The organism is Streptomyces sp. NPDC050085 (assembly GCF_044460595.1).
GTDB lineage: Bacteria > Actinomycetota > Actinomycetes > Streptomycetales > Streptomycetaceae > Streptomyces.
Map to the genome: position 1 here is coordinate 50,938 of NZ_JBITJZ010000003.1, position 21,373 is coordinate 72,310.

21 protein-coding genes are annotated in these 21,373 nt (G+C 70.6%); 10 read left to right on the plus strand and 11 right to left on the minus strand.

Translation table 11 applies throughout. From position 1 onward, the window contains the following. Positions 1 to 6: 6 nt before the first annotated feature. Together ACIBUY_RS12715 and ACIBUY_RS12720 are read right to left on the minus strand one after the other, a co-directional pair. Positions 7 to 678 carry a response regulator transcription factor gene (locus tag ACIBUY_RS12715; protein WP_365567541.1) on the minus strand — a complete coding sequence of 224 codons (672 nt, stop codon included), beginning with the start codon at positions 676 to 678 and terminating at the stop codon, positions 7 to 9. A gap of 56 nt (positions 679 to 734) precedes the next feature. Further along, entirely contained in the window at positions 735 to 1,934 is a 1,200-nt protein-coding gene (locus tag ACIBUY_RS12720; RefSeq protein WP_365567543.1) for a sensor histidine kinase, read from the minus strand. Positions 1,935 to 2,076: 142 nt separating this feature from the next. Between ACIBUY_RS12720 and ACIBUY_RS12725 the strand changes: the two genes are divergently transcribed. Beyond that, entirely contained in the window at positions 2,077 to 3,195 is a 1,119-nt protein-coding gene (locus ACIBUY_RS12725; RefSeq protein WP_399152866.1) for an SAM-dependent methyltransferase, read from the plus strand. On the opposite strand, the gene ACIBUY_RS12730 is transcribed toward ACIBUY_RS12725, so the two are convergent. Further along, a complete protein-coding gene (locus ACIBUY_RS12730; RefSeq protein WP_399152548.1) occupies positions 3,160 to 4,311 on the minus strand; it encodes an NADH-quinone oxidoreductase subunit D in 1,152 nt (383 codons plus the stop codon). The two genes, ACIBUY_RS12725 and ACIBUY_RS12730, sit on opposite strands and share 36 nt — an antisense overlap. Before the next feature lie 31 nt (positions 4,312 to 4,342). Between ACIBUY_RS12730 and ACIBUY_RS12735 the strand changes: the two genes are divergently transcribed. Both ACIBUY_RS12735 and ACIBUY_RS12740 read left to right on the plus strand, forming a co-directional pair. Further along, complete coding sequence (locus ACIBUY_RS12735) at positions 4,343 to 4,876, plus strand: PH domain-containing protein (RefSeq protein WP_365567547.1); 534 nt, start codon at positions 4,343 to 4,345, stop codon at positions 4,874 to 4,876. After that, on the plus strand, positions 4,873 to 6,243 hold the full coding sequence (locus ACIBUY_RS12740; protein ID WP_399152549.1) for a PH domain-containing protein: 1,371 nt from the start codon (positions 4,873 to 4,875) through the stop codon (positions 6,241 to 6,243). Before ACIBUY_RS12735 ends, ACIBUY_RS12740 begins: the two co-directional genes overlap by 4 nt. Positions 6,244 to 6,341: 98 nt before the next feature. On the opposite strand, the gene ACIBUY_RS12745 is transcribed toward ACIBUY_RS12740, so the two are convergent. The 4 genes from ACIBUY_RS12745 to ACIBUY_RS12760 all read right to left on the minus strand — a co-directional run bounded on the left by ACIBUY_RS12745 (position 6,342) and on the right by ACIBUY_RS12760 (position 10,105). Continuing rightward, the gene (locus ACIBUY_RS12745) at positions 6,342 to 7,328 is read right to left on the minus strand and encodes a hypothetical protein (RefSeq protein WP_399152550.1); all 987 of its coding nucleotides are present in this window, start codon (positions 7,326 to 7,328) and stop codon (positions 6,342 to 6,344) included. A gap of 284 nt (positions 7,329 to 7,612) precedes the next feature. After that, positions 7,613 to 8,593: an ABC transporter substrate-binding protein gene (locus ACIBUY_RS12750; RefSeq protein ID WP_365567551.1), complete on the minus strand. Its 981-nt coding sequence runs from the start codon at positions 8,591 to 8,593 to the stop codon at positions 7,613 to 7,615. Between the two features lie 112 nt (positions 8,594 to 8,705). After that, on the minus strand, positions 8,706 to 9,374 hold the full coding sequence (locus ACIBUY_RS12755; protein WP_365567553.1) for an ABC transporter permease: 669 nt from the start codon (positions 9,372 to 9,374) through the stop codon (positions 8,706 to 8,708). Beyond that, on the minus strand, positions 9,371 to 10,105 hold the full coding sequence (locus ACIBUY_RS12760; protein WP_365567555.1) for an ABC transporter permease: 735 nt from the start codon (positions 10,103 to 10,105) through the stop codon (positions 9,371 to 9,373). Before ACIBUY_RS12760 ends, ACIBUY_RS12755 begins: the two co-directional genes overlap by 4 nt. A gap of 195 nt (positions 10,106 to 10,300) precedes the next feature. Between ACIBUY_RS12760 and ACIBUY_RS12765 the strand changes: the two genes are divergently transcribed. Further along, positions 10,301 to 11,464: an ABC transporter ATP-binding protein gene (locus ACIBUY_RS12765; RefSeq protein WP_399152551.1), complete on the plus strand. Its 1,164-nt coding sequence runs from the start codon at positions 10,301 to 10,303 to the stop codon at positions 11,462 to 11,464. Positions 11,465 to 11,532: 68 nt separating this feature from the next. Here the strand turns inward: ACIBUY_RS12765 and ACIBUY_RS12770 are convergent, their stop codons facing one another. Beyond that, positions 11,533 to 12,642, minus strand: a complete 1,110-nt coding sequence (locus ACIBUY_RS12770) for an alpha/beta hydrolase-fold protein (RefSeq protein WP_365567559.1) — start codon at positions 12,640 to 12,642, stop codon at positions 11,533 to 11,535. Positions 12,643 to 12,838: 196 nt separating this feature from the next. On the opposite strand from ACIBUY_RS12770, the gene ACIBUY_RS12775 reads away from it, so the two are divergent. From ACIBUY_RS12775 to ACIBUY_RS12800, 6 genes are all read left to right on the plus strand, one after another. Further along, positions 12,839 to 14,662, plus strand: coding sequence for a phosphatidylglycerol lysyltransferase domain-containing protein (locus tag ACIBUY_RS12775; RefSeq protein ID WP_365567561.1), 1,824 nt, complete (start codon positions 12,839 to 12,841; stop codon positions 14,660 to 14,662). Positions 14,663 to 14,705: 43 nt separating this feature from the next. After that, entirely contained in the window at positions 14,706 to 15,569 is an 864-nt protein-coding gene (gene folP / locus ACIBUY_RS12780; RefSeq protein ID WP_365567563.1) for a dihydropteroate synthase, read from the plus strand. Next, entirely contained in the window at positions 15,566 to 16,096 is a 531-nt protein-coding gene (locus ACIBUY_RS12785; RefSeq protein ID WP_365567565.1) for a nuclear transport factor 2 family protein, read from the plus strand. The genes folP and ACIBUY_RS12785 overlap by 4 nt, the downstream gene beginning before the upstream one ends. Positions 16,097 to 16,308: 212 nt before the next feature. Further along, positions 16,309 to 16,668 carry a dihydroneopterin aldolase gene (folB, locus tag ACIBUY_RS12790; protein WP_018531932.1) on the plus strand — a complete coding sequence of 120 codons (360 nt, stop codon included), beginning with the start codon at positions 16,309 to 16,311 and terminating at the stop codon, positions 16,666 to 16,668. Beyond that, positions 16,665 to 17,264, plus strand: a complete 600-nt coding sequence (gene folK / locus ACIBUY_RS12795) for a 2-amino-4-hydroxy-6-hydroxymethyldihydropteridine diphosphokinase (RefSeq protein ID WP_365567567.1) — start codon at positions 16,665 to 16,667, stop codon at positions 17,262 to 17,264. Before folB ends, folK begins: the two co-directional genes overlap by 4 nt. A gap of 63 nt (positions 17,265 to 17,327) precedes the next feature. Further along, on the plus strand, positions 17,328 to 17,810 hold the full coding sequence (locus ACIBUY_RS12800; protein ID WP_365567569.1) for a DUF3180 domain-containing protein: 483 nt from the start codon (positions 17,328 to 17,330) through the stop codon (positions 17,808 to 17,810). Positions 17,811 to 17,847: 37 nt separating this feature from the next. On the opposite strand, the gene folE is transcribed toward ACIBUY_RS12800, so the two are convergent. The 3 genes from folE to hpt all read right to left on the minus strand — a co-directional run bounded on the left by folE (position 17,848) and on the right by hpt (position 21,332). After that, entirely contained in the window at positions 17,848 to 18,453 is a 606-nt protein-coding gene (gene folE, locus ACIBUY_RS12805; RefSeq protein WP_365567571.1) for a GTP cyclohydrolase I FolE, read from the minus strand. Between the two features lie 118 nt (positions 18,454 to 18,571). Then, the gene (gene ftsH, locus ACIBUY_RS12810) at positions 18,572 to 20,587 is read right to left on the minus strand and encodes an ATP-dependent zinc metalloprotease FtsH (protein ID WP_365567573.1); all 2,016 of its coding nucleotides are present in this window, start codon (positions 20,585 to 20,587) and stop codon (positions 18,572 to 18,574) included. Between the two features lie 205 nt (positions 20,588 to 20,792). Then, entirely contained in the window at positions 20,793 to 21,332 is a 540-nt protein-coding gene (hpt, locus tag ACIBUY_RS12815) for a hypoxanthine phosphoribosyltransferase (RefSeq protein ID WP_365567575.1), read from the minus strand. Positions 21,333 to 21,373 lie beyond the last annotated feature (41 nt).

Consider the following 21,373-nt stretch of genomic DNA (forward strand, 5'->3'; position numbering starts at 1 on the left):
GGCCTCTCAGCCGTGGCCGCCCGCGCGGACGAGCCCCGTCTCGTAGGCGAGGACGACGACCTGGACGCGGTCGCGCAGTTCCAGCTTGGTGAGGATGCGGCCGACGTGCGTCTTCACCGTGGCCTCCGACAGCACGAGGCGGGCCGCGATCTCGCCGTTCGACAGGCCCTGGGCGACCAGGATCATCACCTCGCGCTCGCGCTCGGTGAGCCGCTCCAACTGCTTGTGCTGCGGCTCCTTCGTGCCGGAGGGCAGCATCGGCGCGAACCGGTCGAGCAGCCGCCGCGTCGTCGACGGCGCGACCACCGCGTCGCCGCTGTGCACGGCGCGGATCGCGGTGAGCAGCTCGCCGGGCGGCACGTCCTTGAGCATGAACCCGGAGGCGCCCGCCTTCAGCCCGGAGAACGCGTACTCGTCGAGGTCGAACGTGGTCAGGATCAGCACCTTGGGCGCGTTCGGGTCCTGACAGATGCGCCGGGTCGTCTCCACGCCGTCCAGCTTCGGCATGCGTACGTCCATGAGGACCACGTCCACCGAGGTCGCGCGCAGCACCTCCAGGGCCTCGACGCCGTCGCCCGCCTCGGCGACGACCTCCATGTCCGGCTGGGCGGCGAGCACCATCCGGAAGCCGGTGCGCAGCAGCACCTGGTCGTCGACGAGCATGACCTTGATCGACATCGGGCGGGTCCTCACATCTCGTGGGCGGCTGGTGGCTTTGTGTGCACTGGAACGTGTCAGTGCGCGGGCTTGAGCGGCAGCAGGGCGCTGATGCGGAAGCCTCCGCCGGGGCGCGGGCCCGCGTCCAGCGTGCCGCCGACCATACCGACGCGCTCGCGCATCCCGATGAGCCCGTGGCCGCGGCCGTCCGCTCCGCCGTCCTCGTACAGCTCGTGCGGGGCGCCCTTGCCGTCGTCCTCGACGAGCAGGCCGAGGCCGTCGTCGAAGTAGACGAGGCGGACGCTCGCGCCCGCGTTCGCGCCGCCGTGCTTGCGGGTGTTGGTGAGGGCTTCCTGGACGATGCGGTACGCGGTCAGCTCGACGCCGCTGGGCAGCGGGCGCGGGGTGCCCTCGACCTTGAAGTCGACCGGGAGGCCCGCGGTGCGCACCTGCTCGACGAGGTCCTCGATCTGCTCGACGTCGGGCTGCGGCACGTACTCGCCGCCCTCCTCGTGCTCGCCGGTGCGCAGCACGCCGAGCAGGCGGCGCATCTCGGCGAGCGCCTGCCGGCCGGTGCCCGAGATGGTCTCCAGGGCCTTCTTGGCCTGGTCGGGCGCCTGGTCGAGGACGTAGGCGGCGCCGTCGGCCTGCACCACCATCACCGACACGTTGTGCGCGACGACGTCGTGCAACTCGCGGGCGATGCGCGCCCGTTCGGCCGCGACCGCGACCTTCGACTGGGCCTCGCGCTCGCGCTCCAGACGGGCGGCGCGCTCCTCGAGCTGCGCCAGGTAGGCGCGGCGGGTGCGCAGCGAGTCGCCGAGGACCCAGGCGAGGACGAACGGCACCATCGTGAAGACCGTGATGGCGATCTGGCCCGCACCGCCGGCCTGCTCCTCGGGCCAGCGCAGCTGCGCGAGCGGCGCCGCGCACAGGCCGCCGGCGAGGGCGAGCCGGGACGACCACCGCGCCCCGTTCGCCGCGCACGTGTAGACGATGACCAGCATCGCGAAGTCCGACGGGTTGGTCTCCGCGTCGAGGACCAGCTGGCCGAGGCCCGCGACCAGCGCGAGGATCAGCATCCGCTCCGGCATCCGGCGGCGCAGCGTGACGACCACGCTGAGCAGGGCGGCGAAGACGAGCGTCGCCGCCGCGTTCCCCCGCGGCGGGCCACCGGTTCCGGCCGCGCCCACCACGGACATCCCGAACAGGATCACGGCCCAGAAGCCGTCGACCCATGTCGGGTGTCTGCGGAGGAAGTCGTAGAGACGCTGCACGTAACCCAGAGTAGGGAAGCCTGCAGCGTGCAGGGGTCAACCGGAGGACCGATCCGCGCCCGGCGCGCGTACTCCCCAAGGTGGAGGCGCCTGCGCCCCCTACGCATAGCCTTCGGCCGTGGAGAACGTACGAGAGGGCGAGATGCGCGGGTGGCGCGAGGCCGCACAAGAGGCGCTGTACGGCCCGCGCGGCTTCTACCGCGGGCCCGAGGGACCCGCCGGTCACTTCCGTACGTCGGTGCACGCGTCGGCGCTGTTCACGCAGGCCGTGGCCGCGTTGCTGTGCCGGGTCGACGCTGCGCTCGGGGCCCCCGCGGAGCTGGCGTTCGTCGACATGGCGGCGGGCCGCGGAGAACTCGTTTCCGGCGTCCTTCAGGTGCTGCCCGAAGGAGTGGCGGCACGCGTGCGTGCGTACGCGGTGGAGGTGGCCGGGCCTCCAGCCGGACTCGACCACCGGATCGAGTGGCGGGCCGAGCCGCCCGCCGGGATCCAGGGCCTCCTCTTCGCGAACGAGTGGCTCGACAACGTGCCCCTGGAGGTCGTCGAGACCGACGAGGACGGCGCCGCCCGCCTCGTCCTCGTCCAGGAGGACGGCACGGAGGCGCTCGCTCCCGGGCCGCTCGACGCCCCGCTGCGGCAGTGGCTGGACGCCTGGTGGCCGCTGCCGGACGAGTCGGGCCGGCCGGACCGGTCGGGCCGGTCGGGCCTTCGCGCCGAGGTCGGCCTGCCGCGCGACGAGGCGTGGGCGGCGGCGGTCGGCACGCTGGAGCGCGGTCTCGCGGTCGCCGTGGACTACGCCCACGCGCGCGGGTCGCGCCCGCCGTTCGGCACGCTCACCGGCTTCCGCAAGGGCCGCGAGACGGCGCCGGTGCCCGACGGCTCCTGCGACATCACGGCCCATGTGGCGCTGGACGCGTGCGCGGTGACACCCGGGGCCCGGATCGTTTCGCAGCGCGCCGCTCTGCGGGCCCTGGGCGTCGCTGCGGGGCGCCCGCCGCTGTCGCTGGCGTCCCAGGACCCGGCGGCGTACGTGCGGGCGCTGGCGCGGGCGGGAGAGGCCGCGGAGCTGACGGCGCGCGGCGGCCTCGGCGACTTCGGCTGGCTGCTGGAACCCGTGGGCGTCCCGGCGAACGGCCCACTTGTCGATGCCCTGCTTGTCGACGCCCTACGTGTCGATGCCCTACGTGTCGATGCCCTACGTGTCGATGCCCTACTTGTCGATGCCCTACTTGTCGATGTCGCCGACGACGAAGAACAGTGACCCGAGGATCGCCACCATGTCGGCGACGAGGGTGCCCGGGAGCAGCTCGGTCAGCGCCTGGATGTTGTTGTAGGAGGCGGAGCGCAGCTTGAGCCGGTACGGCGTCTTCTCACCCTTGGAGACGAGGTAGTAGCCGTTGATGCCGAGCGGGTTCTCGGTCCACGCGTACGTGTGGCCCTCGGGCGCCTTGAGGACCTTCGGGAGGCGCTGGTTGACCGGGCCCGGCGGGAGTTCGGCGAGGCGGTCGAGGGCGGCGTCGGCGAGGTCGAGCGCGTTGTGGCTCTGCTCCAGGAGGCACTCGAAGCGGGCCAGGCAGTCGCCTTCTTGCCGCGTGACGACCTTCAGGGTGTCCTGCAGCTCCCCGTAGGCGAGGTACGGCTCGTCGCGCCGCAGGTCGAAGTCGACGCCGGAGGCGCGGGCGATCGGGCCGCTGACTCCGTAGGCGTGCGCGGCCTCGGCGGACAGGACTCCGACGCCGCGCGTGCGGCCCCGGAAGATCTCGTTGCCGAGGACGAGGTTGTCGTAGACGTCCATCCGGGAGCGCACGGAGGCGACGGCCTCCCGCGCGCGCGTGGTCCAGCCCAGCGGCAGGTCCTCCTTGAGGCCGCCGACGCGGTTGAACATGTAGTGCATGCGCCCGCCGGAGACCTCCTCCATGACGTTCTGGAGTTCCTCGCGCTCACGGAAGGCGTGGAAGACGGGAGTGATTCCGCCCAGTTCGAGTGGGTACGAACCCAGAAACATCAGATGGTTCAGCACCCGGTTCAGCTCGGCGAGCAGGGTTCGCAGCCAGACGGCCCGCTCGGGAACCTCCATGCCCAGCATCCGCTCGACGGCGAGCACGACCCCCAGCTCGTTCGAGAAGGCGGACAGCCAGTCGTGGCGGTTGGCCAGCATCACGATCTGCCGGTAGTCGCGCGCTTCGAAGAGCTTCTCCGCACCGCGGTGCATGTAGCCGATGACCGGCTCCGCGTGCTGGATGCGCTCGCCGTCGAGCACGAGACGCAGGCGCAGCACACCGTGGGTGGAGGGGTGCTGTGGACCGATGTTGAGCACCATGTCGGTGCTCTCCGCGGCACCACCGATGCCGACCGTGGCCTGAGTCGTGGGCGTCATGCGAACAGTCTCTCCTACGTAGGGTGGGTCCATGGGAACAGGGGCAACGGGGACTGCGGGGGCCGCGGAGCCCACGGACAGCGGCGACGCGGCGTCCGGGGGCGGACCGGAGTGGACGGGACTGCCGCCGGGTCTGCTGAAGCTGCGCAGGCTGCTGCTGGCGCTGTGGCTGCTGCTGCCCGCGCTGGCGCTCGCCGTCCTGCTGGGGCTCTTCGCCGGTCCCGCGTGGGCGGCCCTCGCGCTCGTCCCGCTGGCCGCGTTCGGCTGGGGCTGGCGGATGCTGGGGCGCAACTGGCACTCGTGGCGCTACGCGGAGCGCATCGACGACCTGCTGATCAGCCGCGGCGTGCTGTGGCGTGAGGAAACGATCGTGCCGTACGGGCGCATGCAGCTGGTCGAGGTGACCTCGGGCCCGCTGGAGCGGAAGTTCGGCCTGGCCAGCCTGCAGTTGCACACCGCGGCCGCCGCCTCCGACGCGACGATCCCCGGCCTCGTACCGGCCGAGGCGGAGCGGCTGCGCGACCGGCTGACCGAGCTCGGCGAGGCCCGATCGGCGGGCCTGTGACGGCCTCGCGCGTCCCCGAGGACGCAGAGGGCGCGGAGGACGTCACGGACCTGGCAGGCCCCGAGAGCGTACGAGAGCGGCGCCTGCACCCCGTGACGCCGCTGCGCCGGGCCTGGGCGCCGATAGCCGTGCTGCTCGGCTGGGCCGTCCACGACATGGACCAGGCGCAGCGCCAGCTGGCCAGGCTGACCGCCACCACCCTGACGATCGGGCTCGCCGTGCTGGTTCCGGCGGCCGCCCTGTACGGCTTCCTCACCTGGTGGTTCACGCACTTCGCGGTCACGGACACCGAACTGCGCATCCGTACCGGCCTGTTGTTCCGCCGCACCGCCCACATCCGGCTCGACCGCATCCAGGCCGTCGACGTCACTCAGCCGCTTCTTGCGCGCTTCGTAGGCGTGGCCAAGCTGAAACTCGACGTAGTAGGCACCGACAAGAAGGACGAACTCGCCTATCTGGGAGAGAAGGAAGCACGCGACCTGCGTGCCGAACTCCTCGCCCGCGCGGCCGGGTTCGCCCCCGAGTCCGTCCACGAAGTGGGCGAGGCGCCGGCGCAGCGGCTGCTGCACACGCCCCCGCGCATGCTCGCGGTGGCACTGATGCTGACGGGCGCGCCCTGGGCGCTGCTGCTGGCCGCGATCGGCGTCCCGGCCTTCCTGTGGTTCGCCACCCACAACCTGTGGACAGTGATCGCGGTCGGAGTGCCGCTGGTCGGCGGGGCGTTCACCAACAGCGCGGGCCGGTTCATCAAGGAGTACGACTGGACGATCGGCGAGTCCCCCGACGGGATCCGCATCGACCACGGACTCCTCGACCGGGTGCACGAGACGGTGCCGCCCGGCCGGGTGCAGACCGTGCGGGTCGTCGAGCCGCTGCTGTGGCGGCGCCGCGGCTGGGTCCGCGTGGAGCTGCACGTCGCGGGGTCCGCGAACAGCGTCCTGGTCCCGGTGGCCGCGCGCGAGCACGCCGAGGACGTCATCGCGCGGATCCTGCCGGGCGTCGCGGTGCCCAAGCCGGCCGACTTCACCCCGGCGCCGCGGCGCGGCCGTTGGTGCGTGCCGGTCTGGTGGCGGGGGTACGGCGTCTCGGTCACGGAGACCGTCTTCGCCGCGCGCCAGGGCCTGTTGCAGCGCCATGTCTCGCTGGTCCCGCACGCCAAGGTGCAGAGCGTGCGCCTCACTCAGGGCCCCTGGGAGCGCGTCTGGCGGGTCGCGGGGCTGCACCTCGACACGGGGGCCAACAAGACGGTGACCGCCCGCCTGAGGGACGTACAGGAGGCGACGGAACTGTTGCGGGCGCAGGCCGACCGGTCGCGGACGGGGCGCAGGGACGCTCGGCCCGATCGATGGATGAGCAAAACCCCCTGAGAGCAAAACCCCCTGAACCCGGGAGCGGGGCAGGGGGTCGGGCGACAGGCGTCGGGCGGCAGGCGCAGGCGCCGGGCGCAGGCGTCGGGCGGCAGGGGTCAGGCCTGCAGCGCCGACCTCAGCCCGCCCACGTCGATCTGCTCCGTCTCGTCGTGAGCGGTGAGATCGATGACTTCCTTGCCCTGAGCGTCCTGGTCCTCGGCGTCCCGCTCGGCGAGCACCTCTTCGCCGACGACATCCGCCAGGTCCTGCTGGGCCAGGTCCCGCTGGGCCAGGTCCCGCTGGGCCAGATCTTCCTGGGCCAGGTCATCCGGCGCCGCGGCGGAGCTCTCGGCGGAGCCGTGCGTGCCGAAGAAGTCGAACCCGCCCTGGAGCACCTTGCGCGCAGGCGCCGCGGGCACCACCGTCGCGGCGGCCGGCACGGTGAAGTGGCCGGACGCCGCACGGGACTTCCCCTGCGAATCGGCCTCCTCCGCCGGGGCGGCAGCGGCCTTGGGGGCAGCGGGAGCTGCGGATGCCGGGCGGGCGAGCCGGTCGAGTGCCGCGTTCGCCCGCAGGTAGAGCGTCGGGGTGACCCCGCCGCCCGGCCCCGGGGGCGTCGGCGCGGGCGGCAGCGCCCTGGCCGGCGCCGCGGCCTCTATCGCGAGGCGGCGGCGACCCTCCAGGGCGCTGGCCCGCTCCGTCTCCGCGTTCGCGTACCGCCGCAGCAGTGCCGCGTGCTCGTTGCGCAGCGCCGCCAGTTCGGCCCGCTTCGTCCGCAGCCTGCCCTCGAGCTTGGTGCGCAGCTCCCTCGACTCCTCGAGGTCGCCCTCCAGTTCGGCCACGGCCTCCTCGTGCCGCCAGCGCTCGCTCGCGGCACCCCGGGTCAGCTCGGCGACCTGCTTGCCCGCGAGCCGGTCCCAGCGGCGCATCACGAACGCCCCGATCACGGCGGCGGCCGCGGCGGCCGCCGTGACACCGCGCAGCACGAGCGGATCGTCGGCCAGCCAGACGCCGCCCGCGCAGACGAGGGGCACGCCGGCGATCACCGAGGGGGGCAGCAGGCGGTGCAGGGGTGGGGAATGGCGGTGACGTCCACGTGGCATGGCCAGAAACTTACCGCGCGTAGGCGAATCGCGAAGCCCCGCCCGGCAAATTCCGGGCACAGGCGTCACAGAAACACCGAACTCCGGGCAGAAGACGACCACTTACGCGCCCACTGCCCTTCTGCCGACCTTCTGCTGCCCTTCTGCCGACCTTCTGCTGCCCTTCCGCTGTCCTTCCGCACCGACGGTCACCGCTCCCTCACCGCAATCCCGCCCGCGGCGTCACCGGCGATGCCTCCGGCGGTCTCACCAGTGACGTCTCCGGCGATCTCGCGACATGAAGATCACTTACCGATGAGGCCCTTGGACTCCAGGTAGTCCTTGGCGACATCCGCTTCCTTCTGCCGCTCGGCGTCGACCTTGCGGTTCAACTCGACGAGATCGTCCGTCGTGAGCGCCTTCGTCAGCTTCCCCAGAACGTCCGCTATCCCCTGGTCGCCGGCGTCCTTGGCATTCACAACCGGAATGATGTTGTCCGCGTTCTGCAGCTTCTTGTCGTCCTCAAGAAGGACGAGACCGAAGTTCTTCAGCGTCGCGTCGGTCGTGGTCGTCAGGACCAGCTGGTCCTGTCCGTTCTTCACGGCCTGCTTGGACTGCGTGGTACCGACGCCCTTGGGGTCGATTCCGGTGACGTCGATCCCGTACGTCTTCTTCAGACCCGGTGCGCAGAACGGCCTTGCCTCGCATTCGTCACCGGCCGCGATCTTGACCTTCTGGCCCGACTTGCCGAGATCGGAAAGCGTCTTGAGGTTGTGCTTCTTGGCGAAGGACTCGCTCACCGCGAAAGCGTTCTGGTCGACGGCCCCGCCCGCGTCCAGAACCTTCAGCCCCTCCGGCTCCGCCAGCTTGCGCAGCGCGGCGACCGTGGCCGTGACATCGCTGGACGCGACGGGCTTCGCATCCGTGCCGTTCTTCTTCAGGTTCAGGAATTCGGCGAGCGTCGCCGCGTATTCGGGCACCACGTCGATGGCGCCCTTGGCGAGCTGGGGCTCGTAGATCTCACGGTTCTCGACGGTCTTGACCGACGCGTCGTAACCGGCGTCGTCCAATATCTGCCGGTACAGCTCACCGAGCACCTTCGCCTCGGTGAAACTCGCGGCGCCGACGACGACCTTGCCCTTCTTGCCGCCGCCCGCGCTGCTGCCGCCGTCGTCCTTGCCCTCGAGGCTGTCGCCACCGCACGCGGTGAGGGCCGCGGTCAGTGCTCCCACCGCCACGGCCGCCAGGGCCATGCGGCGCGCCTTGCCGTGCGTCGTGCTGTTCATCGCTCTCCTAGTTGCCCTGTGGCTCGATGCTCTGGTGGCTTGATGCTCTGGTGGCTCGATGCTCTGGTGGCACCGGCGGAAGTCCCGCTGCCAAAGTCCCGACAAATCCGTGTCACGCCCGGCCCCGCATGGGGTCGAGCGCCCGCCCCACCGCCACGAACACGCCCTCCACGAGCAGCGCGAGCGCCGCCACGAGCAGCGCACCGGCGACCACCTGCGGCGTGTTCTGCAAGCTGAACCCCGCGGTGATGATGCGTCCGAGCCCGCCCTCGCCGGCCATCGCCGCCAGCGTCGCCGTCGCGATCACCTGCACCGCCGCCGAGCGCAGGCCCGTCATCAACAGCGGGTACGCCAGCGGCAGTTCGACCCGGGTGAACACCTGGCGCCCGCTCATGCCCATGCCGCGCGCCGCCTCCACCACCGACCGGTCGACCTCGCGCATGCCCACGTACGCATTGGTGAGCAGCGGCGGTACCGCGAACAGCACCAGCGCGATCAGCGTCGGCAGGTCGCCGTGGCGGCCGAGCGGGGTGAGCGTGAGCAGCACGAGGACGGCCAGCGTCGGCACCGCACGCCCCACGTTCGAGAGGTTGATCGCGAGGGTGCCGCCCTTGCCGAGGTGCCCGAGCCACAAGGCGAGCGGCAGTGCGATCAGACAGGCGACGCCGAGCGCGACACCGCTGAAGTACAGGTGCTCGGCCAGGCGGTGCCACACCCCCTTCTCGCCCTGCCAGTTGGCCCCCGTGGTCAGCCAGTCGTAGGCCCCCGATATCGCGTTCATCCCACCTTCTCCGGCTCAACAGGCGCCGTGGCCTTGCGTATTCGGGGTCCACGCGGGCGCGCGGGCGCCAGGCGCGTCCACGGCGTCAGCCACCGCTGCAGGCCGAGCAGCAGCAGGTCCGCGGCGATCGCGAGCACCACGCACAGCACCGAGGCGGTGAGCACCTGGGCCTTGAAGTCGCTGCGGAGGCCGTCGAGGATCAGCGTGCCGAGGCCGCCGTAGTCGACGATCGCGCCGACCGTCGTCAGCGCCACCGTGGACACCGTGGCGATCCGGACACCGGCCAGCAACGCCGGGAGTGCCAACGGCAGTTCGACCTCCCACAGCAGCCGCAGCGACCCGTACCCCATACCGCGCGCGGCCTCCGTGGCCTCTTCGGGCACGGACTGCAGACCCGCCAATATGTTGCGCACGAGAATCGTCAGCGAATACAGCACGAGGCCGGTGATCACCAGCGAGATCGAAAGCCCGAAAAGGGGCAGAAGCAGCGAGAACATCGCGAGCGAGGGAATCGAGTAGAACACGGTCGTCACGCCGAGCACCGGCCCCGCGAAAGCGCGCTTGCGGTGGGCGAGCAGCGCGAGCGGGAAGGCGATCAGGACACCTATCGCCACCGAGGCGACGGTGATTCCCACATGCTGGACCGACGCGTCGACCAATTCCTGGCTGCGGGTGCGCAGATACTCCCCGCACACCCAGTCATTCGCCACCAGGCAGTTCTGCTCGCTCACCTCGCCCGCCTCCCCCGTATCCCCGAACGTATGTCAGCCGTCCGCACTCGTGCACGCACGTTTTTGACTGTCGCCGACCCTAGCGGGCACCACTGACAATGGCCGATACCCGCCCCCTCGCCGCAACATTCCCTTCACATGACTGCCTTGCCCGGGCGTCCCCTTCGCGGTGGCCGCCCGGCAGAATGGGGTCCCATGATCCGGTTCGAGCACGTCAGCAAGCGGTACGCGGACGGCACCACTGCCGTCGACGACCTGTCCTTCGAGGTGAACGAGGGCGAACTGGTCACGCTCGTCGGCCCGTCGGGCTGCGGCAAGACCACCACGATGAAAATGGTCAACCGGCTCATCGAACCCACCGGGGGCCGGATACTCCTCGACGGCGACGACATATCCACCATCGACCCGGTCCAACTGCGGCGGCGCATCGGATACGTCATCCAGCAGGTGGGCCTCTTCCCGCACAAGACGGTCCTGGACAACACCGCGACGGTGCCGCACCTGCTCGGCGTCAAGCGCGCCAAGGCCCGTGAGCGCGCGGCCGAGTTGCTGGACCTGGTGGGCCTGGACCCGAAGACGTTCGGCGAGCGCTACCCCGAGCAGCTCTCGGGCGGCCAGCGCCAACGGGTGGGCGTGGCAAGGGCGTTGGCTGCCGATCCGCCGGTGCTGCTGATGGACGAACCGTTCGGCGCGGTCGACCCGGTGGTGCGCGACCACCTGCAGACCGAGTTCCTGCGCCTTCAGCAGACCCTCGGCAAGACCGTGCTGTTCGTCACGCACGACATCGAGGAGGCCGTCCGCCTCGGCGACCGGATCGCCGTCTACGGACAGGGCCGCATCGAGCAGTACGACACCCCCTCCGCCGTCCTCGGCGCCCCCGCCACCGACTACGTGGCCGATTTCGTCGGCGCGGACCGCGGCCTCAAGCGCCTCTCGGTCACCCCGATCGAGGAGGGCGACCTGGAGCAGCCGCCCGTCGTGCACCTCGACGACCCGCTGCCCGCGGAGCTCGACGCCCGCTGGGCCGTCGTCCTGGACAACGACAACAACCTGCACGGCTGGATCTCCGCCGAGCACGCGCGCGTAGCGGCGAAGAAGGGCGACACCGTACGCGATCACGCCCGCCGCATGGAGGCCTGGCTGCCGGTCGGCGCCTCCCTGAAGCAGGCGTTCGCGACGATGCTGCAGCACGACGCGGGCTGGATCGCGGTCATCGACGAGCGCTCGGAGGGCCGCTTCCTGGGCGTACTGACCCCGGCACGGCTGCACGAGGCGCTGCGCCGCTCGACGGCCGCGGACGCACGGGACATCCCGCGCGCGGAGGTCGAGCTGGAGACGGTGGCGCCCCTCGTCAAGTAGCCCTGGTAGCCCAACTGATCTCTAGTCGACCCAAGTAGGCCCTAGCAGGCCCTGGTTGTGGCTTGTGGCTACTTGTCGCTGAGCCGCTGGCTGAGCCATTGCAGCGTCGCCGGTATCTCGCGCTTCCACGTATTGAAGTTGTGCCCACCGCTGTTGAGGATGATCGACGACACGCGCGTGGGCGACTTCACCTTCTTGATGAACTTCACGGTGCGCGAGTAGTTCCACTCGCCGTGCTTGCTGCTGGTCACCAGGAGGGACGTGTCGGGCGCCGGCCGGTGCTCCAGGCTCCACATCAGGTTCGCGCGGTTCTTCAAGGCGGCGTCCCCGTGGAAGAGGTCGCCCGTCGTCGGGTCCTCGGCCGCCTTGTAGTACGCGGACAGTCCGGCGCCCGCTCCGTAGACACCGGGGTGGTGCATGGCCAGCTTCAGGGCGCAGTAGCCGCCCGTCGAGTCGCCGACGACGCCCCACCTCTTCGCGGTCCGGTAGTGGGAGCCGAGCTCGGCGGGCAGGTCCTTGGCGAAGAACGACTCGGTCTGCGGGCCGCCCGGCACGTCGACGCACTCGGTGTCGCGCGGCGGCGCCACGCTCGGCCGCATCATCACCAGGATCATCGGCTGCATCTTGCCCTGACGGGCCAGGCCGTGAGCGGTCTGCGGGTAGTGCAGGCCCTTGATGAGCGCCTCCGCGGTGCCGGGGTAGCCGGTCAGGACGACGGACGCGGGGAAGGTGCGGTGGGCGTACTGCGGCTGGAAGTACTCCGGCGGCAGGTAGACGTACGCGGGCGCGGCGATGTGCGACGTACGGCCGACGATGTCGACCTTCTGGATCTGCCCGCCGATGGTCGGCCGCGACCCTCCGGTGACGGCGACGGCCTGGGTGGACACCACGCGCACGGGCCCGCGGGAGGTCGCCAGGTCGTGGTCGGTCACCACGCCCTGGCCCTGCTCCTGTCCGAAGAGGTCGGCCCAGGTCGCGTAGAAGCCGAAGGACTGGTTGGCGGCGAGTCCCACCGCCGCGAAGATCATCAGTTGGGTGGCGAGCAGCAGTCCCACGCGGCCGGTGACCGACTTCCAGGAACGATTCGCCAGACGTGGCCACAGCAGCACGGTGCCGACGAACAGCACCACGGCGAGCAGCACCGCGAGTGCCAGCACTTTATGGCTCGTGAGACCCATGGGTCGCTTCCTACCTACGAGTTGACGGCCGCCCACGGGACGCCGGGGCAGCTTTCCCCGCCCTTGCCGCACCCTTTGCGGCGAATTTCCTGCGGAGAGTGAACCCGCCTCCCCCTCCCCTCGTCCTAGAGGTCGCAAGTCGCGGATGCCAGGTTTGGCACCGCGTTCACGTTTCTCGCAGAACTACGGGAATGCGATGTTCGTCAGGATAGATGCGGAAAACTCGCGAGGGGTTCCGAGCCGGATGAGGCGTGTGATGCGCGGCCCCCGTCCCCAGGCCGTGCCGACCCTGATCGCCCGGGCCTGCATCCTGGTCGGGCTCCTGGACATCGCGGCCGGAGTCTTCCCGCGCTTCAGGCACAGCAGGATGCACACGATCGCCGAGGTGCTGCCGGGCACGTTCGGGCCGTTCGCCGCGGCCCTCGCGCTCAGCAGCGGCGTCCTGCTGCTCCTGCTCGCGCACGGGCTGCGGCGCCACAAGCGGCGGGCCTGGCGGGCCGCCGTGGTGCTGCTGCCGCTCGGCGCCTGCGCCCAGTTCGGGTACCGGCACTCGCTGCTCGGCGTCCTCATCCCGCTGGCCCTGCTCTGGCTCCTGGCCCGGCACCGGGACCAGTTCGACGCGCTGCCCGACCCGCGCAGCCGCTGGCGGGCGCTGGCCAACTTCGTACTGATGGGCGCCGGTTCGATCCTGCTCGGCCTCGTCATCGTCAGCGCGCACCCGCACCGCCTCGTCGGCGACCCGAGCCTGTCCGACCGCCTGGCGCACGTCCTGTACGGCCTGTTCGGCATCGACGGCCCGCTCGACTACGCGGGCCGCACGTCGAACACGGTGGCCTTCTCGCTCGGCGCCCTCGGCATGGTCACGGCTCTCACCACGATCTACTTCGCGTTCCGCCCCGAGCACCCGGCGGCCCGCCTCACCCAGGACGACGAGGCCAAACTGCGCGCCCTCCTGGAGAAGCACGGCTCCCGTGACTCCCTCGGGCACTTCGCACTCCGCCGCGACAAGGGCGTGGTGTTCTCGCCCAGCGGCAAGGCGGCCGTCTGCTACCGCGTCGTCTCCGGCGTGATGCTCGCCAGCGGCGACCCCATCGGCGACGTGGAGGCCTGGCCCGGCGCCATCGAGCGCTTCATGGACGAGGCCCGGGCCCACTCCTGGACGCCGGCCGTCATGGGCTGCTCCGAGACGGGCGGCGAGGTGTGGACCCGCGAGACCGGCCTGGACGCCCTCGAGCTGGGCGACGAGGCGGTGGTGAGCGTCGCGGATTTCTCCCTGACCGGGCGGGCGATGCGCAACGTGCGCCAGATGGTCAAAAGGATCGAGCGCAATGGCTACGAGACGCGGGTCCGGCGCATCCGTGACCTCGCCCCCGGCGAGCTGGCCCGCATCCGCCGCGCCGCCGAGGACTGGCGCGGCACCGACACCGAGCGCGGCTTCTCCATGGCGCTCGGCCGCATCGGGGACGAGGCGGACGGCGCGTGTTTGATCGCGACGGCGCACAAGAGCGACGAGGGCGAACCGGGTCCCTACGGAGACCTCAAGGCCGTCCTCCACTTCGTCCCCTGGGGCACCGACGGCGTCTCCCTCGACCTGATGCGCCGCGACCGCAGCGCCGACCCGGGGATGAACGAACTGCTCATCGTGGCCTCCCTCCAGGCCGCCCCGAGGCTGGGCATCACTCGCGTCTCGCTCAACTTCGCGATGTTCCGTTCGGCGCTCGCCCGCGGCGAGAAGATCGGCGCGGGCCCGGTGCTTCGCGCCTGGCGCGGTCTCCTCGTGTTCCTCTCGCGCTGGTTCCAGATCGAGTCGCTCTACAAGTTCAACGCCAAGTTCCGCCCCAGCTGGGAGCCCCGCTTCGTGGTCTACCGCTCCACGAAGGACCTCCCCAGGATCGGCTGGGCCGCCATGCAGGCGGAGGGCTTCGTGAACATGCGGATGCCGCGCGTACTGCGCCACCGCGCCCCGCAGCCGCGCCCCTGCACCCACGACCACCAGGAGCGTGAGGTCCGGGCCGCCTGACTCCCGTCACTGCTCACCCCGATCCGGCCCTAGGCTGGAAGCCATGAGCACGTCGCAGGTCCACCGCGGCCACGTAGCCCACCTCCCCGTCTGGGACCGCTGCGCGGTCATGGGGGTCGTCAATGTGACGCCCGACTCCTTCTCGGACGGCGGCCGCTGGTTCGACACCACCCGTGCCGTCAAGCACGGCCTCGACCTTGTCGAACAGGGCGCGGACCTGGTGGACGTCGGCGGCGAGTCCACCCGCCCCGGCGCCACCCGCGTCGACGAGGACGAGGAGCTCAAGCGCGTCGTCCCCGTCGTACGCGGACTCGCCGCCGAAGGCGTCACGGTCTCCGTCGACACCATGCGCGCCAGCGTCGCCGAGCAGGCCCTGGCCGCGGGCGCGGTACTGGTCAACGACGTGAGCGGCGGCCTCGCCGACCCGCAGATGGTCCCGGTCGTCGCCGCCGCGGGCGCCCCGTTCGTGGTGATGCACTGGCGGGGCTTCCTGGAGGGCGCCACCGTTCGCGGCACCTACGAGGACGTCGTCTCCGAAGTCGTCAGCGAGCTGCACGCGCGCGTGGAGGCCGTGATCGCGGGCGGCATCGCCCCCGAGCACATCGTCGTCGACCCCGGTCTCGGCTTCTCCAAGGAGGCCGAGCACGACCTCTCCCTCCTCGCCCACCTCGACCGGCTGCGCGCCCTCGGCCACCCGATCCTGGTCGCGGCCTCCCGCAAGCGGTTCCTCGGACACGTACTGGCCGGCGAGGAGGGCGCCCCGCCGCCCGCACGCGAGCGCGACGCCGCCACCGCCGCGGTCTCCGCGATCGCCGCGCACGCCGGTGCCTGGGCCGTGCGCGTCCACGAGGTGCGGGCCACCGCCGACGCCGTCCGCGTCGCTCGCGCGGTCGAGGGAGCCCTGTGACCAGTACCGACACCCAGGCCGTCGACGACGCCAACCGCGCCTTCTACGAGGCCATGGAGCGCGGCGACTTCGAGGAACTCACCTCGCTGTGGCTGGCGCCCGAGGACGTCGCGTACGCCGAGGACGCGGACCCGGACGACGCCGAGGACACCTCGATCAGCTGCGTGCACCCGGGCTGGCCGGTGCTGACGGGCCGCGGCGAAGTGCTCCGCAGCTACGCGCTGATCATGGCGAACACCGAGTACATCCAGTTCTTCCTGACCGACGTGCACATCAGCGTCGTCGCCGACACCGCCCTGGTGACCTGCACGGAGAACATCCTCAGCGGCGGCCCCGCCCCCGACGAGGGCGAGGAGCTCGGCCCGCTGGTGGGGCAGCGCGTGGTCGCCACCAACGTGTTCCGGCGCACCCGCGACGGCTGGAAGCTCTGGTCGCACCACGCCTCCCCCGTCCTCGCGGAGTCGGACGACGACTCCGACGAACTGGGTGAGATGGGCAACGCCGACGACGACGGCTCACCCTCCTGAGTGGGTAGGCGCCCCTGAAAGGGTCCGAAATCCCGGCCCCGGGTTGGTTTCCCGGCCACCTGGGTATGGGCGGCTACCAGCCGCGAGCCCGTCTGTCCATAGCCCCCACGGGCGGGGGATGTCAGTGCTCGCAGGTAGATTCGATGGAGGCCATCGCGTCGACCGCACATCGACGGGACCGGCCACTACCGACGACTGCAGGAGTGATTCGCGTGGATCGTGTCGCGCTGCGCGGCCTCAAGGCCCGCGGGCACCATGGCGTCTTCCCCAAGGAGCGCGAGGAAGGCCAGACCTTCATCGTGGACCTGGTACTCGGCCTTGACACCCGAGCGGCGGCGGCCGACGACGACCTGGCGAAGACCGTGCACTACGGCATCGTGGCGGAGGAGGTCGTGGCCGTCGTCGAGGGCGAGCCGGTCGACCTCATCGAGACGCTCGCGGAGCGCATCGCCCAGGCGTGCCTGAAGCACGAGGGGGTGCAGGAGGTCGAGGTCTGCGTCCACAAGCCGGACGCCCCGATCACCGTGCCCTTCGACGACGTGACCGTCACCATCACCCGGAGCCGAGTATGAACAAGACTCAGTTCGACCCGACCGTCCAGCCGGTGCCGTCCTCCGTGGTGGAGCAGGTGGACGCCGCCGACACCACGCTCTCCAACCCCAAGCGCGCCGTGATCGCCCTCGGCTCGAACCTGGGCAACCGCCTGGAGACCCTGCAGGGCGCCATCGACGCCCTGGAGGACACCCCCGGCGTCCGCGTCAAAGCCGTCTCTCCCGTCTACGAGACGGAGCCGTGGGGCGTCGACCCGGGCAGCCAGCCCTCGTACTTCAACGCGGTGGTGGTCCTGAAGACGACGCTGCCGCCCTCTTCCCTCCTGGAGCGCGCCCACGCCGTCGAGGAGGCCTTCGACCGCGTACGGGACGAGCGCTGGGGCCCGCGCACCATCGACGTCGACATCGTGGCGTACGCCGATGTCGTCTCGGACGACCCGGTCCTCACGCTGCCGCACCCGCGGGCCCACGAGCGCGCGTTCGTCCTGGCGCCCTGGCACGACGTGGAGCCCGAGGCCCAGCTGCCCGGCCGCGGCGCCGTCGCCCAGCTCCTGGACTCCGTCACCCGCGCCGGTGTCGCACCGCGCGTCGACCTGGAACTCCGACTGCCCGAGTAGTCGTTAAGGTCTAGCGGGCAGGCCGTGGATACACGAGGGGCACAAGAGGGGCGATCAACGGGGATGAAGCAACTGCGCATCAGGACTCTGCTCGGCCTCTTCTTGGTCGCGGGAGTGCTGTCCTGGGCCGGCGCCCGCCTGTGGGACTCGGTCGGCACGCTGCCGCGGGTGCCGCTGGCCGCGCCCATCGTGCTCGCCGTGATCGCCGTCGTCCTGCTCGCGACGGCGCTCTCGCTGCGCTCCCGGCTGCGCGCCCAGCGCGAGCGCCGACCGGGGGCCAAGGGAGTCGACCCGATGATGGCCGCCCGCGCCCTCGTCTTCGGTCAGGCGAGCGCCCTGGTCGCCGCGCTGGTGGCGGGCATGTACGGCGGCACCGGCGCGTTCCTCCTGGAGTCCCTGGACATCCCGGCCCGCCGCGACCAGGCGATCTACGCGGGCTTCTCGGTCCTCGCCGGGATCGCGGTGATAGCGGCCGCACTGTTCCTGGAGCGCGTCTGCAAGCTCCCGGAGGACGACGACACGGAGGGCACGGCGCCGGCGGCCTGATCCGGCCGGCGCCGCAGGGGCTCAGCGCCTCAGCGCCTCAGCGCCCGATGATCAGGCTCATCGCCTCGGCCCGGGTGGCCGGATCCCGCAGCTGCCCGCGCACCGCTGACGTGATGGTCTTCGCTCCCGGCTTGCGCACGCCCCGCATCGTCATGCACATGTGCTCGCACTCGACGACCACGATGACGCCGCGCGGCTCCAGGATCTCCATCAGGGAGTCCGCGATCTGGGTCGTCAGACGCTCCTGGACCTGCGGGCGGCGGGCGTAGACGTCGACGAGACGGGCCAGCTTCGACAGGCCCGTGATCTTGCCGTCGGTGGACGGGATGTAGCCGACGTGCGCGACGCCCACGAACGGCACCAGGTGGTGCTCGCACGAGCTCTGCACCTCGATGTCCTTGACCAGCACCATCTCGTCGTGGCCCAGGTCGAACGTCGTCGTCAGGACGTCCTCGGGCTTCTGCCACAGCCCGGCGAATATCTCCCTGTACGCGCGCGCGACCCGCGCCGGCGTCTCCCGCAGGCCCTCGCGGTCCGGGTCCTCGCCGACCGCGATGAGCAGCTCGCGCACGGCGTCCTCGGCCCGCTTCTCGTCGAACTCGCCGATCGGGCCCTCGCCGTCCAGCGTCACCGGGTCGGTCATCTGGTGTTCTCCCTCGTATGAACCGGCGCGGCAGCGCAAAAAGCCGCGTCCCCCACACCGTAAAGCGTGGGGGACGCGGCTTGCATTCCGGGTCGGAGGAGATCCTCCGGGGACCGGGTCAGCTCTCGGGGCGCTCGTCCTTCACCGTGTCCACCGGGGTGGTGGTCTCGATGGCGGCCGACGATCCGTTCGCCCCGTTCGTCAGTGAGAGCTCCTTGGGGGAGAGCACCGGCGGGCGGGTCGAGGGGGTGCGGCGGGAGGAGCCGGTCCACGCGGGGCGGGCCGGGCGCTTCACGATCGGGGCGAAGATCTCGGCGATCTGCTCCTTGTTCAGCGTCTCCTTCTCGAGCAGCGCGAGGACCAGGTTGTCCAGGACGTCGCGGTTCTCGACCAGGATCTCCCACGCCTCGTTGTGCGCGGTCTCGATGAGCTTCTTGACCTCTTCGTCGACCAGCGCGGCGACCTCTTCCGAGTAGTCGCGCTGGTGACCCATCTCGCGGCCCAGGAACGGCTCGGTGTTGTCGCCACCGAACTTGATGGCACCGAGACGCTCGGTCATGCCGTACTGCGTGACCATCGCGCGGGCCGTACCGGTGGCCTTCTCGATGTCGTTCGCAGCGCCGGTCGTCGGGTCGTGGAAGACGAGCTCCTCGGCCGCGCGGCCGCCCAGCATGTACGCGAGCTGGTCCAGCATCTCGTTGCGCGTGGTGGAGTACTTGTCCTCGTCCGGGAGCACCATCGTGTACCCGAGCGCACGGCCGCGGGACAGGATCGTGATCTTGTGGACCGGGTCGGAGTTCGGCGAAGCCGCCGCGACCAGGGCGTGCCCGCCCTCGTGGTACGCGGTGATCTTCTTCTCCTTGTCCGACATGATCCGGGTCCGCTTCTGCGGGCCCGCGACCACACGGTCGATCGCCTCGTCCAGCATCAGGTTGTCGATCAGCTTGCGGTCCGAGCGGGCGGTCAGCAGCGCCGCCTCGTTCAGCACGTTCGACAGATCGGCACCCGTGAAGCCGGGCGTACGGCGAGCGACGGCGGAGAGGTCGACGTCGGGCGCGACCGGCTTGCCCTTCTGGTGGACCTTGAGGATCTCCAGACGGCCCTGCATGTCCGGGCGGTCGACCGCGATCTGCCGGTCGAAGCGGCCCGGGCGCAGCAGCGCCGGGTCGAGGATGTCCGGCCGGTTCGTGGCGGCGATCAGGATGACGCCGCCCTTCACGTCGAAGCCGTCCATCTCGACGAGCAGCTGGTTGAGCGTCTGCTCGCGCTCGTCGTGACCGCCGCCGAGGCCTGCGCCACGGTGCCGGCCGACCGCGTCGATCTCGTCGACGAAGACGATCGCCGGCGCGTTCGCCTTGGCCTGCTCGAAGAGGTCACGGACTCGGGAGGCACCGACACCGACGAACATCTCGACGAAGTCGGAACCGGAGATCGAGTAGAACGGGACGCCCGCCTCGCCCGCGACGGCACGCGCGAGCAGCGTCTTGCCCGTACCGGGCGGGCCGTACAGCAGCACGCCCTTGGGAATCTTGGCGCCGACGGCCTGGAACTTGGCCGGCTCCTGCAGGAACTCCTTGATCTCGTGGAGCTCCTCGACGGCCTCGTCCGAACCGGCGACGTCGGCGAACGTCGTCTTCGGGGTGTCCTTGGTGATGAGCTTGGCCTTGGACTTCCCGAACTGCATGACTCGGGAGCCGCCGCCCTGCATCTGGTTCATCAGGAACAGGAAGACGACCACGATGAGGACGAAGGGCAGCAGCGACAGCAGGATGCCCACGAAGGGGTTCTGCTTCGACGGGGAAACGGTGTACCCGTCGGGGATCTGCTTGTCCTCGAACTTGGCCTGCAGGTCCTTGGCCACTTCGACGCCCTGGTCGCCGATGTAGCTCGCCTGAATCTTGCTCGCGCCGTCGACCTTCTGACCGTCCTTGAGCTCCACCTTGATGGTGTTCTCATCGCCGGTCGTCAGCTTGGCCGACTGCACCTTGTTGTCGTCGATGGCCTGAATGACCTGGCCGGTGTCCACCGTCTTGTAGCCGCCGGACGAACCGACGACCTGCATCAACACGACCACGGCAAGGACGGCCAGCACGATCCACATGACCGGCCCACGGAAGTATCGCTTCACGTCCATCCATACGGAGCGATGACGCCCCGTCCCTCCTGCCATAGTGAGTTTGATAAGGCTGTTTGAAGCTGTTTGAAGAACTGTTCTTCGGACGGTACCCCAGCATTGTCACCCGACGCCGCACGGGACGACCGACAAACGCGCCTTCGCATGCTCCAACGGCGGGACATCCCGGAGGGTTCCCGCCGCTGCGAACCTGCCTGACGGGCGCTCAGCCGCCGTAGACGTGCGGGGCGAGCGTGCCGACGAACGGCAGGTTCCGGTACTTCTCCGCGTAGTCCAGGCCGTATCCGACGACGAACTCGTTCGGAATGTCGAAGCCGACCCACTTCACGTCGATGGACACCTTGGCCGCCTCGGGCTTGCGCAGCAGCGTGCACACCTCGAGGGAGGCGGGCTCGCGCGAGCCGAGGTTGGTGAGCAGCCAGGACAGCGTCAGTCCGGAGTCGATGATGTCCTCGACGATCAGGACGTGCTTGCCCTTGATGTCGGTGTCGAGGTCCTTGAGGATCCGCACGACGCCGGAGGACTGGGTGCCCGCGCCGTACGAGGACACCGCCATCCAGTCCATCGTGACGGGGGTGGACAGGGCACGCGCCAGGTCCGCCATGACCATCACGGCGCCCTTGAGCACCCCGACGATCAGCAGGTCCTTGCCCGCGTACTCCACGTCGACCTTCGCGGCCAGCTCGGCCAGCTTCGCGTCGATCTCTTCCTTGGTGATGAGCACCGACTGAAGGTCGGTGCCCATGTCTTTCGCGTCCACCCGCATCACTTTCGGTCGTCCCACCG